This window comes from Hungatella hominis (assembly GCF_014288005.1).
In the GTDB taxonomy this organism is placed as follows: Bacteria; Bacillota; Clostridia; order Lachnospirales; family Lachnospiraceae; genus Hungatella; species Hungatella effluvii.
Genome location: NZ_JACOPB010000015.1, coordinates 46,309 through 58,968, shown reverse-complemented (window position 1 = coordinate 58,968; position 12,660 = coordinate 46,309). Strand labels below are relative to the sequence as shown.

Annotated in this window: 13 protein-coding genes; all 13 read right to left on the bottom strand. The window is 44.3% G+C overall.

From position 1 onward, the window contains the following. Nucleotides 1-178: 178 nt before the first annotated feature. The 13 genes from H8S75_RS24310 to H8S75_RS24250 all read right to left on the bottom strand — a co-directional run bounded on the left by H8S75_RS24310 (nt 179) and on the right by H8S75_RS24250 (nt 12,599). Nucleotides 179-1,513, bottom strand: coding sequence for an ABC transporter substrate-binding protein (locus tag H8S75_RS24310; protein WP_187023754.1), 1,335 nt, complete (start codon nt 1,511-1,513; stop codon nt 179-181). A 167-nt stretch (nt 1,514-1,680) separates the two neighbouring features. Further along, a complete protein-coding gene (locus tag H8S75_RS24305) occupies nt 1,681-2,562 on the bottom strand; it encodes a helix-turn-helix domain-containing protein (RefSeq protein WP_187023753.1) in 882 nt (293 codons plus the stop codon). Further along, entirely contained in the window at nt 2,559-3,440 is an 882-nt protein-coding gene (locus tag H8S75_RS24300; protein WP_110326067.1) for a glycoside hydrolase family 43 protein, read from the bottom strand. The genes H8S75_RS24305 and H8S75_RS24300 overlap by 4 nt, the downstream gene beginning before the upstream one ends. Nucleotides 3,441-3,586: 146 nt before the next feature. Then, nucleotides 3,587-4,543 (bottom strand): D-2-hydroxyacid dehydrogenase, encoded by a 957-nt coding sequence (locus H8S75_RS24295; protein ID WP_187023752.1) that lies wholly within the window; start codon nt 4,541-4,543, stop codon nt 3,587-3,589. After that, nucleotides 4,540-5,268, bottom strand: coding sequence for an enoyl-CoA hydratase/isomerase family protein (locus H8S75_RS24290; RefSeq protein ID WP_187023751.1), 729 nt, complete (start codon nt 5,266-5,268; stop codon nt 4,540-4,542). The genes H8S75_RS24295 and H8S75_RS24290 overlap by 4 nt, the downstream gene beginning before the upstream one ends. An 11-nt stretch (nt 5,269-5,279) precedes the next feature. Continuing rightward, entirely contained in the window at nt 5,280-6,236 is a 957-nt protein-coding gene (locus H8S75_RS24285) for a sugar phosphate isomerase/epimerase family protein (RefSeq protein WP_187023750.1), read from the bottom strand. A gap of 31 nt (nt 6,237-6,267) precedes the next feature. Continuing rightward, nucleotides 6,268-7,545 (bottom strand): hypothetical protein, encoded by a 1,278-nt coding sequence (locus H8S75_RS24280; protein WP_187023749.1) that lies wholly within the window; start codon nt 7,543-7,545, stop codon nt 6,268-6,270. Nucleotides 7,546-7,558: 13 nt separating this feature from the next. Further along, nucleotides 7,559-8,029: a D-lyxose/D-mannose family sugar isomerase gene (locus tag H8S75_RS24275; RefSeq protein ID WP_187023748.1), complete on the bottom strand. Its 471-nt coding sequence runs from the start codon at nt 8,027-8,029 to the stop codon at nt 7,559-7,561. A 97-nt stretch (nt 8,030-8,126) separates the two neighbouring features. Beyond that, nucleotides 8,127-9,065 (bottom strand): transketolase family protein, encoded by a 939-nt coding sequence (locus H8S75_RS24270; protein WP_187023747.1) that lies wholly within the window; start codon nt 9,063-9,065, stop codon nt 8,127-8,129. After that, entirely contained in the window at nt 9,058-9,894 is an 837-nt protein-coding gene (locus tag H8S75_RS24265; RefSeq protein ID WP_187023746.1) for a transketolase, read from the bottom strand. Before H8S75_RS24265 ends, H8S75_RS24270 begins: the two co-directional genes overlap by 8 nt. 110 nt (nt 9,895-10,004) lie before the next feature. Beyond that, a complete protein-coding gene (locus H8S75_RS24260; RefSeq protein ID WP_167437758.1) occupies nt 10,005-10,709 on the bottom strand; it encodes a FadR/GntR family transcriptional regulator in 705 nt (234 codons plus the stop codon). 97 nt (nt 10,710-10,806) lie between these two features. Beyond that, complete coding sequence (locus tag H8S75_RS32845; RefSeq protein ID WP_117624523.1) at nt 10,807-11,646, bottom strand: carbohydrate ABC transporter permease; 840 nt, start codon at nt 11,644-11,646, stop codon at nt 10,807-10,809. After that, nucleotides 11,643-12,599: a carbohydrate ABC transporter permease gene (locus H8S75_RS24250; protein WP_187023745.1), complete on the bottom strand. Its 957-nt coding sequence runs from the start codon at nt 12,597-12,599 to the stop codon at nt 11,643-11,645. The genes H8S75_RS32845 and H8S75_RS24250 overlap by 4 nt, the downstream gene beginning before the upstream one ends. Between the last annotated feature and the right edge of the window lie 61 nt (nt 12,600-12,660).

Sequence of the window (12,660 nt, the reverse complement as noted above, 5' to 3'; positions counted from 1 at the left end):
TACCTCCCGTTAGTCCGCCATGCACCTCGATTGTGGGGGCCTCCCGTTAGTCCGCCATGCACCTCGATTCCGCTTCGCTCCATCTCGGTCACGGGCTTCGCCCTATGAAAAAGGACAAACCCAGATATGCTTATGTGCGAGCACAACGCATATCTGCATTTGCCCTTTTTCGCATGGCTCATTGCTGGCGCGTAAATTTACTCTCCGCAAATTCGACTAACTGCTCAGCCGCTTCTTCTGGTGTTACATCTCCGTACTGTACTTTCTCAATCAGCAGCTTATACTGATCTTCTATCTCCGTCTTTGGGTCCGGGCTGATGACATTGCAGTCTTCTTTGGGGAAGTTGCCGATTTTGTCTACGAAATCGTAGATCATCTTGCTGCTGTCGTCTGCCTGCTCCATGACTACATCTCTTACTTTCGACATGATCGGTACACCGCGTTCACCGTTTAATACTTTGTTGGCTTCTATGTCGTTGACAAAGTAATTGATGAACTTAGCTGCTTCTTCTTTGTTTTTGGAACTCTTGGCCATGCATAACTGCTGGGAGGACTGTACGCCCATTCCATAGGAGCCGTCCTTCGTGATACGCGGTACAGGCGCGATCTTGATTTCTCTGCCGGCTGCGTTGACGATGGAGGCGATCTGGTTGGAGGATACCCAGGTCATGGCTACATCTTCTGTTACCAGATAGTCACCTTCGATGTCCTTGATCTCCTTGACCGCTCCTGCATCAGGATACGCTCCAGCGTCCGTTAAATCCTTGATCATCTGCATATACGATGCAAAAGTAGCAGTATCCGTAAATTCCAGGCCGTCGTTGGTCTTTTTGAAGAAGTTGCCGTCTTTCTCTGCCTGTGAGGCTCTCTGCGTTACACCGGCGATGAAGTTGTCCATCTTTGAGCTTCCGTAGATTCCCAGTTTCCCGGTGATCGCCAGGCAGTCAGCCTTCCACTCATCCCATGTCCAGTTGTCGGACGGCTCTTCCAGTCCTGCTTCCGCAAACATGGCCGGATCATAGGCGATTCCGTAGGTGTTGGTTCCGATGGAGATTCCCACCTGGGTACCGTCGTTGTCTCTTGTGGTCGCCAGGAAGTTTTCTGTGGTGTCGCTTACATCAATGGTTCCCGCTTCGATGTAGGCGTCCATCGGTTCAATGCTGTTTATATATTTCGGGAAATTTCCGCCCATCTGGAAGATATCCCATACATCATCTGCTGCCACCAGGGTGTCCAGCTTTGTGAAGTAGCTGTCAAAATCATAAAACTCCGCCTCAATATGTACGTTTGGATTCTGTTCCTCATACATTTCAATTACTTTGTTGGTGGCGTCATGTCTCGTCTGTGATCCCCACCACGCCATGCGAAGTGTGACCTGCTCTCCGGCCGCCGCCGATTCTTTTCCGCTCTCCGCTGCCTGTGTATTTGTCTCAGCTTTCTGCCCGCCGCATGCGGTCAGTGACGCTGCCATAATAGCTGCTGTTGTCAGTGCCATAAGTCTTCTTAATTTCATAATTGATCCCCTTTTACACCTTTCGCTGTCTTTGTTCTCACGGGTTACCTGCTTAAGCTTTTCCGGATCCGATACGTTTCTGTAAACACATCTTACTATTTAAGACTTATTTTTTCAACCAATTTGGGCACTTTCACCAATCCATCAAAAAATCTCCGGTTTTTGCACTATATTGACTGGTTTTCTTCATCCTCATTCTTTTTTCGTTTGGATTTACGGTACTGCAGCGGAGACATCCCCACATATTTCTTAAAAACACGGTCAAAATAGGATAATCTTTCATAGCCCAGCTTTTGAGAAATTTCCTCCATGGACAGCGACTCATCCAGCAGCATATCCCTGGCATGGCCGATTCTCTGGCAGTTAATAAATTCGTTTACGGTAAAATTCGTCACCTCTTTGAAGATCCGGCTTAAATAGCTTTTGTCCATGTAGAAGATTCCAGCCAGATCCTCCAGTCCGTAGACCTCCGAGTAATGCTCCATGATATACTGAATTATCTCCCTTGCCTTGGCGTAACGGAGCATCTTTCCGTTTGGCATGTTGTACTCCTCACACCTGGTGCCCGCGCCATACAGCATGGATATTATAACGGAAATCAGAAGATTCTTCACCTCCGCGGGCGCGCAGGATCTCTTCTGCGCCATCACCTCTTCCATCTTTTTGAGCTTTTTCTCAACTGCCGCCAGATGCTTTCCCTCCAGCCGGTAAACGCCGTGATAATTTGTGAAAAAACCGATCAGGTCCAGCTCCATGGCCTTCCCCATACTGACCAGCCATTTCTCATCCACCTCAATCAATATTCTCTCGTGGTATTTTCCCCCGATCACATTGGTGAAGGGGATCTGCCGTTTGTCGATGAAGGTAAGCGTTCCCCTGTCCATCCGGTAGCTTTTGCTCCCCTGATAGAAAAAACGTTCCCCATCCAGAATATAATAAATCTGGTATTCATTTTTATAAAATCCGATCGTCTCCGTTAGATCACAGTCCCTGGCGACGTGGCTGATTCCGATTCCGTCGCATTTTCCCGTGAAAAATACTTCTTTCATGATAGTTCCGCTACGCGCAGCGTGTCCTCCTCCTCAATCAGACGGTAAAATACCGGATGCTCCTTCAGATGCTCGTTCGGCGTATGCAGGGTCAGATACAGTTCTCCGGAAATGCTCTCAAATATCATGCCGTGACCACCGTCCTTTAAAAACAGCAGGCGGTCATCCTGTGTCCATTTACCCGTAATGTCCCCGTTATCCGAGTAAGCCAGCGCCTCTGTATAGCCCTCTTTTCCAAAGCTGGACCAGAGCATAATCAGGCGTCCGCCGCCTGTCCGGTAAAGATACGGGCCGTCTGTCACGTAATGAAGTCCCGGCCGGTTTTTATTGGTAATCGTCTGCACCCATCCCACTGCCTCCGAAGCATGGAACAGGGTCACCGGTTCGGACACGGCTTCCTTTAAGTCGCGGCTCAGCTCCACGGCGCAGATACTGCCATCCGATATCTGCACCCACTCATGGACAAACACCATATACGGCGTCCCGTCAGGTGATACATAGAATGTGCCGTCGATACACTCCCAGTCCTTCGGCGTGATCTGGCAGTCACTGTACATGACGAACGGCCCCAGCGGACTCTCCGACTTCAAGATCGCAGTTCCCCCATGAACGCTGCTGTCCTTAAAGGTTGCAAACATATAATAAAATTCCTGGTACTTGTGCACTTCCGGAGCCCAGCAGTTCCGATCTGCCCAGAAGTCCTCCGGTTTATGGAACACTTCGAACGGTCCGTCCCAATCCTCCATGTCTTTACTGACATAACAGTCGAAACCGTCTGCCTCCCCCCAGCAGGTAGCGGCCCTCGTTCCGTACATATAATACGTTCCGTCCTCCACAAGTACAAATGGATCTCTGATGTTAATTTCTGTGTTTTTCATGATGTTCTTCTCCTTCCGGCAGAGCCGTTATCCTTATTTTTTTCATCATATCACAAAACTTCAGGAAAGAACATACCCGGTATTTTAAGAAAAGATATTGGATGATTAACAACAAAAAGGTGCGGCTATAACAGCCGCACCCAGTATTACACCTGGTTACATACATTCCCATCCAGATATGCTTTTAAGTTATTGACCGCAATATCCATAAGCCTCTGCCTGGACTGTTTAGAGGCCCATGCAATATGCGGTGTAATAATTATATTAGGTGCTGTCAGCAGCGGATTATCTGCCTTAATCGGTTCTGTGGAAACCACATCCACGGCAGCGGCTGATACCTTGCCGGCTATTAATGCATCACGCAGATCTTCTTCAACAATGAGCGGCCCTCTGGAGTCATTTAATATCATAACTCCATCCTTCATTTTTGCTATATTTTCCCGGTTAATAATGCCTTTTGTGGACTCAAAAAGCGGACAGTGAAGCGAAATAATATCTGCCTGGCTGAATAAATCATCTAAAGCGACCTGCCGGCACCCATTTTGCAGGCTTTCCCGACCAAAGGGAAAAGCGTCATAGAAAACCACATGCATTCCAAATGCCAGCGCCAGACCAGCCACAGCCTGACCTATTTTTCCAAATCCGATAATTCCCATAGTCTTACCTGCAAGCTCCATCAGCGGATAGTTCCAAAAACACCAGTCCTCACAGGAAGTCCACCCGCCCTTTTTTACACAATCTGAGTGATCTCCCACATGATGGCACAGTTCAAGCAAAAGAGCCATTGTATACTGTGCTACAGCATTTGTCCCATAAGACGGAACATTTGTAACCGTTATTCCTCTTTTAGCGGCCTCAGAAACGTCAATTACATTATAGCCGGTAGCCAACACTCCAATGTATTTAAGAGATGGACACTGCTCCATAATTTCTTTCGAAATGACTGTTTTATTACTAAATACAGCTTCCGCATCTCCAATTCTTTCAGCGCACAGTTCTTTTGGAGTCCTGTCGTAAACCTCCAAGTCTCCCAGATCCTCCAGCCCTTTCCAACTCAAATCACCGGGATTTTCCGTATATCCATCTAAGACAACAATTTTCACGTATGCATCCTCTCCTTACTCTTTAACATCGTTACCAGATACTGTTTCCCTATTTCCAGCTGTTGTTCATACGACAGCCCCGAGGCTGTCACATAAAATTGTTTGCACACACCAAACGCCCTGATATTGCAGTCAGAAAGACGCATGGCATATTCTGCTGCTTCCTCCATGACATCATTTTCTGCAATCCGGTTAATAATTCCCGCTCCCATTGCCTGATCTGCATGAAGTCTCGTTCCCAATCCGGCCAGCTCCATGCATATTTTTCTGCTAAATGAATTTTGCATACCCATCAGAGAGATCATAGGGGCAAGACCGTTCTGCCGTTCAGGAAGCGAAAACTCAGCCCAAGGAACAGATACCGCCATATCAAAGGTTTCCAGAAAACTTAACCCCCCTCCTCCAGTATGCCCATTTACTGCAGCTACCGTAGGCTTTGGGAAACGGCTCATCTGCTTATGAAGCTCTGTCAGCATATCAGCAAATTGAATAATCTTCTCCGCCCCCTGATTTTTATAATCCCCAAGGTATCCGCCCATGCAAAAGCAATCCCCCCAGCCGGTAAAAAGAAGAGCTCTGCAGTTCTCATCATATCTGCATTCTTCAATTGCCCACAATATTTCCTGCATTCCCTGAATGGTCAGAAGATTCTGCTCTTTATCAGAATGATAGGTTATACTTCTTATGGCGCCCTTTTTTTCAAGTTTCACATATTGACAATCCATTGGAACTCTCCCTACAGAAGCGACCGGATATAATCCATTATTTCAAAAGTATCCAGTTCTTTCTGCATCTGTTTTAATTTGTCCTCGTCAATTTTTTCTGCCACATCGAAAATATAATCCATCCACTCAAATGTTTTCTCCATTATCCTAATGGGGTCGTGACGCTGTGGGAAGACATCGGCTGTAATCCAGCCTTTATAACCCACCTGTTTTAAGGCCAGAGCGAATTCAATATAGTCCCAAAGATTAACAGTACCAGGAACCATATCCCAGTCCCAGTTGCGGAAGTTATCATTTACATGGACATAGAATAATTTCCCAGTCTGCCCCAGGAAACTGGCGGAGTCAGCCGGAACCTCCAGTGCCTGAAGTGCATGGCCAAAATCAAGTGTCACACCTACATTATCCTGTTCCGTCATTTGAGCAAAATATGCCATCTTCCCGGCATTATTAAGCAGGCAGTGTACTCTTGGTTCAGACTGTTTATATTCCAGACTGATTTTTACATCCTTTCTGTATTCTGCCGCTTCTCTGATTCCCTCAAGCGCATGGGAAAATGCATCCATATAGTTAATTTCAAAAGGATAATCAACACCGTCGTTTAAAAGGGCACAGGTTACGATTGGGCATTCCAGCTGTGCCGCTCTGTCCATGGCTTCTTTCATAGCATCCACCGCTTTTCTCCGCACAGAGGCATCCGGATGGGTAAAGGAACCATAGCGCCAGATTTCGTCCCCCTTAACGTTTAAGTTTACAGTGGAAACTCCCAGTCCATAAGCATCAAGCATTTTTTTGAGTTCTGCAGCATTGGTAAAGTTTTGTGGATAGACAACCTCTAATCCTGAACAGCCCTTCACTTTTGATGCCATCTTTACCATTTCCTCCATGGATCGGGCAGGCTGATAATCGATAAATCTGTCTTTTACCGTCCCCATGAACCCTGTAATAATTGAATACTTTCTCTCCATTTTTTCTCCTCACTCAGTTTAACCGACAGATTTATTTATGTAGATCCGTAAGTTTTACTGTCTCCTGTCTCACATTTCCGTCGTGCAAATAAATTCGTGCTGTAAACTCACAGGCCTCTTCCGGTATCACATATGGATCCTGGTTCCATGTTGTTAAAGAATAAAGCATAAATGGCTCAGCAAATGAAGTGTACAACAGCTTATCATCTTGGTAAAACTCCACATAATCAATCTGTTCAGGGTAAAGGCTGGAAAGTCTCACATACCTCTTTCCCTCAATATGGTAATCTTTTCCAAATCCTTGCAGATAAAATTCATTTTCACCCATCTTTACACCTGAAATCATATTTTTCAGCCTTCTGGCGAAAAATGCATCCTCTCCTGAAGTAATTCCCCAGTCAGAAGGCGGCTCCTGCTTTGTAAAATCATTGTAGTATCCCCAGGAAGTATGTGTTGCATAGGAAACCTTAAGCTGACCAAACATCTGTGAATCTTCATTACATACGATTGGCTTATCCGGTGCCTTTTCATGAACACTTATGATAAAATCATACATCTCCTGCCTTCGCAGTCCATTACCATGAATCAGTATCACATCACTGTTCTCAATCACTTCCTGTTTGCAGATTCCGCCTCCGCCACTGGATCCTACTGCAAATTTATTGCCGGACCATTCCCTTGCCAGATTAATCAGGCTGGCGATTCCCTCTCCGCTGCTAATCATCGGATGCTTATTAAAATTTCCCACATCATGTTCGTTTGCAACCTCTATGATGACATTCTCATATCCGGAATCCCTTAAAAATACGCTGGCAGTGCGCACTGCTTCCATCATCGCCGTACCATCATGAAACAGATGCTCCTGAGCCTGATACAAAAAGCTGACAATCACCAGCATTCCCAGTTCATCACAAGCCTGCAGCACTTTTAACAGCCTGTTTTTATATGCTTCATTCAGTTGTTTTCCATCACTGGAAAAACTGCCTGTATCTATGACGCTCCAGTCATCGTAGGTATAAATAGGACCTCCGCCCTGCAGGCCGATTGTGATTGCTCTGACTCCGGCCTCATACCAGTCCTTCAGAGCCGCTATCATTCTTTCTGTATTCTCTTCAGCATTAAATTTAATGCCAAACCGGTCATATTTTCCTGAATTTTCAGGGTTTACATCATCAAAAATTCCCTGGATAAATCTTGTATTAAACAGAAGCCCATGAATCTTCTCATCGCTGCCCTCAATATCTGTATATGTTTTAATTCCATTAATGTAGAAATCGCCGCCCAGGATTTTATAATTTGTCTTTCTCATATGTCCTCCAAACTCATTTTTCACGTATTATCTGCGTCTTTCTCACTACTGACGGATCGGTAAATGGGTCACTGCCGTCTTTAGCAGTTGTGGATATGGTATAAAAGACACAGCCTTCCTCTCCTGCTTGAAACCAGTGTTTCATCCCCGGATAAAGAGTCAGATTTTCGCATGGCTCCAGCACAATCTGATGTCTGCATGTATAATATGCCTCTTTTCCCTTCGGGATTACGGATTCGCTGGTGTTTGGCTCGCCTTCAATGAAAACCCGAAGTGTTCCCGTTATGACCCGAAGCGTTTCTTCTTTCCCCGGTATCACACCAGACTTCCCAATTTCTTTACTTTCCTCATGCCAGTGTTCCGGTTCTGTCTGCCCAGGAAACAGTGCGATAATTCTGCACGCCACCTTTTCCGTTTCTGCCAGCGGCAAAATTTCTGCCCCTTCTGCAAACAGGTTGGACAGGCCAAAATCAGCAACCTCCATACTATCCAGCTCCTGATCTGAGCACCTGATTCCGGCTTTTCTGATCATATCTCCTGCTCTTCTTTTTGCCTGCTGCATACTGGATTCTGTAATCATTTTACACACCCCGTCCCATCATACAACGCGCCTCACTGCAAATCATCTCCCACGTTATTCCGTTCTTTCTAAGCAGCTCCTCATAGGGTGCAGATTCTCCAAAATGATCCCTGACCCCAATTCGTTTTACCATGCCTCTTCCCATCTCAGCTGCGACCTCGCAGACTGCAGATCCAAGGCCATTGATAATATTATGATCCTCTACAGTTATAATTCGCCCTGTTTCCCGGACTGCCCGCCTTACAGTCTCTGTATCCAATGGTTTTATTGTGTGCATATCGTACAGGCCCGCGCTGATTCCTTCTTCTTCCAGAGCCTTTACAGCCTTCATGGCAATAGAGACAGTGTCTCCATTTGCAAACACAGTAATATCTTTTCCAGTTTTCAGGCATTTGGCTTTGCCTATCTCAAATGTCTCTTCTTCCCCATATATATTGTCTACCGCATCTCGGGTAAATCTTAAATATACTGCACCTTTATAATCTGCAGCCGCGCGAATCAGACGTCTCGCGGAATGGTAATCGGCAGGCATAATAACAGTCATCCCTGGTATGGTACGGAGAATCCCCATATCCTCTACACACTGATGAGAGGCGCCATCGTTAGCAGGTGTCAGACCGCCGTGGGAACAGAGTATTTTTACATTGAGTTCAGGATAACAGATTTCCTGTCGAATTTGCTCCAAAGCTCTCATGCTTCCGAACACGGCATAGGTAACCACCATAGGAATTTTCCCCGTAGTTGCCAATCCAGCCGCCATACCGACCGCATTCTGTTCTGATATCCCTGCATTGACATGGCGATCTGGAAATGCCGCTGCAAATGACTGGGTCTTACAGGATTTTGATACATCACAGTCAATCACATAGATCTTATCGCACTCTCCTCCAAGGCTTAAAACCTCATCCCCTAACGCCTCTCTGGTAGCCCTTTTACTCACAAAAACCACCTCCCAGCTCTTTCATTGCCTGTTTATACTGATTCGTATCCGGCGCCGTACCATGCCAGGATGCAACATTTTCCATAAATGACACACCTTTTCCCTTCACGGTATCACATACGATGCATTTGGGTTTTCCATTTTTGCTGTCAAGCATTGACCTGGTGCCTGTCAGAATTTCAGACATGTCATGGCCATTTATCCGGATAGCTTCGAATCCAAATGCCTCAAATTTTACTCTTAGATCCATGGAAGGCATAATATCAGCCACAAATCCATCATTTTGAAGCCTGTTATTGTCTACAAATACTACAAGATTATCCAAGTGATATTTATTGGCCGCCTGCGCCGCCTCCCAGACCTGCCCCTCGTCACATTCTCCATCGCCAAGCAGTACATAGGTCATATAACTTTTACTGTCTCGTTTAGCAGCGAGAGCCATACCAACAGCGCAGGATATTCCCTGTCCCAGAGAACCGGTGGATATATCAATTCCCGGACATTTTTTCATATCCGGATGTCCCTGCAGTCTTGAACCCTGCTTCCTTAACTGATAGATTTCTTCCTGTCCAATATAGCCCTTTAAAATTAATGCCGAGTATAGAACCGGGCAGACGTGCCCCTTCGAAAGGACAAACCGATCCCGATTCTCCCAGCCGGGGTTTTCAGGGTCTACATTCATCACATCAAAATAGAGCGCTGTAACAATATCTGCCGCGGACATGGAACCTCCCGGATGGCCGGATTGCGCATGATAAATCATGGTAAGTGCCGTCTTTCTTATTTCATTTGCTTTTTTTTGTAAATAATCCGTTTTCTCTTCTCTCATCTCTTTTACCTGTCTGTATATTATCAATAGTCAAAACAAATTAGTAGAACGTCCTACCTATTTTTTTAAGAACAGGGATGCCTGTTCTCAGTATGTTACTTAATTATACACTAGACCCTGTTTCTCCATGTTTTAAGAGAATCTTCTACTGCCGCATGAATATCATCGTAATTCTTATCTTTAATACAGTTTAAAATTCTTTGGTGATAGACTGCCGCCAGAGAGTCGATTTTCTCAGTACGGACATTTTCACCAATGGAATTTTCAAATATACTATAGACCCCTTTCATAATTCTGATAAAAAAAACATTTTTACAGCTTTCTATCAGCGTCATATGAAATTCCATATCATATTTTTGCATGCGTTCAATATCCTGAGCCTGAATCGCAGCCTTCATCTGATCAATATTCTCCTGAAGTTTTTCCATCTCAGAATAGGTTATCTTCTGTACTGCCAGCTGAACTGTTGCTTCATCCAGAATCTGTCTCAATTCCAAAAGCTCAGTACTTGTGCTGACATCATAAATCATACTGTAGACCACTCTATCAAATACGGAAGGATTGACCTGAGAGCACACATAGGTTCCATCTCCCCGCTTAATTTCCACAATTCCCATGGTAGACAGTATTTTCATAGCCTCTCTGAGTGAATTCCGGCTCACCTGCATTTCTTCTATCAGCTCGTATTCACTGGGCAGTTTTGTACCAGCCTTGTAGTTCCCCTTAATAATAGAGTCGATGATTGTGTTGATAATCTGATCCACAATTGTTTTCTGCCCGATTGGTTTTAACTTTCTTTTATCGTATTCCGCCATAAATGGTACCATCCTCTTCATCAACTTATTTTTAATATAACACAATTTTGTACAAATAGGGGCAACAAACTGGACTAATTAAATTTTTTTACCACATTTACTGTTTCAGTCCGGAAAAAGCAATGCTTTGTACAATATACTTTTGTACGAATATAAAAACTATTGCCAGAGGAATTACACTTAAAATTGACAGCGCCAGGGCAATTCCGGCATGAACCTGGCCATTGGCACTTGCATTATACAATACCAGCCCAATCTGGATGGTATAGTTCTGACTCTTATTTAGCACGATCATTGGCCACAATAAGTCGTTCCATACATTGACCACATCAAGAATAACGATAGTTGCTATAATGGGCTGCATCAACGGCAGAAACAGCTGCGCATATATTCTGAACTTGCTGGCTCCGTCAATTACTCCCGCCTCATATAAATCATCCGGAAGATCATCGCAGAATTTCTTAACAAAGAACATAAACATGGCATTTGTCATAACTCCCGGAAGAATGACCCCCATAAACTGATTAGAAAGCCCTAATCTTTTGATGATCTGATACATAGGCATCAGCTTAGTCTCAAATGGCACCATCATATTAGACAGTATAAATATCATAATTAAGTTTTTACCTGGAAATTTTCCTTTTGAAATACAAAATCCCGTAAGAGTGGCAATAAACACATTAAATATGACATCCAAAACAGCAATTATGACGGTATTAAATAAATATCTTACAATTGGCACATTGGTCAGAGCCATCTCGTAATTAAATGTACTTAGTTTTTTCGGCAGCATTCTGGGTGGATATGGCAAAGTATATGATTTGAAATAATCAAAACTTGTAGAGACCAGCCATATGAATGGCAGTAAAATGACCAGCGCCATAATGGAAAGTACGCTATAATAAATAATATCTGCAATTCCTAATTTCTTTTTCACCTGCCTGCCCTCCTTCTGCTTCTTCTCTTTTTCCCAGTCCCGTCGTCACATTTCGCCGAGCGCCTGCGAGGGGGCCTTTCCTCTTTATCATTGGTAACCAGATAGTTGATCAGGGTTACACCAAGAATAATAACGAACAGCATGATGGAGGCGGCAGCGGCCTGCCCTTCATCTTTATAATTCAGTGTTGAAAAAGAATTTTTATAGATAAAAAGCATAATAGTTCCAAGTGCTCCCGCTGGATTTCCTGTTTCACCACTCACCGCATATACTTCTGTAAAGCGTTTGAGTGCGGAAATAGATGAAGTAATCAGCACAAAAACAAATGTATTTTTTATACATGGAATTGTAATATAAATCCATTTATTCCACTCATTGGCCCCATCAATCTCTGATGCTTCGTAAAGTTCTCTTGATACACTTTGCAGACCGGCAAAAAACAGTATAATATTATAACCGATTCCTTTCCATATCGCCATAGCGACAAGCGATTCCCTTGCCGTAGCCGCACCATTGAGCCAAAGTTTTGGACTGATTCCTAAAAATCCTAATAAGTAATTGACAATACCTGATTCATTCGGCATAAGAAGATATTTAAATAATGTGGCTACTGTCACCATTGACATGATCATTGGCAGCAAGAAAATAACCTTAAAAACATTCTTTCCCCTTCGCACATGGTTAAGCATATTAGCAATAATAAATGCGACAGGCACATTGAAACCGACGCCGAGCACTGCCATATACAGTGTGTTTACTACATCTTTCTTGAATTCGTCATTTCCAAACAGTATTTTATAATTTGTAAATCCGATAAAAGTACCTTTTATGTTTTCAAGGCTTGTTCCAAGCGTACGAAGCAATGGGTACACGTTAAAAACTACCGTTCCTGTCAGCGGAATTAACAATAATAGGTACCAGCTCAGTATTTTTTTAGTCTTTGACCATCTCACACCGTTTCCTCCTAACGACATTTCACGGGATACCGCACCCGCAGTATCCCGTGGATACAGG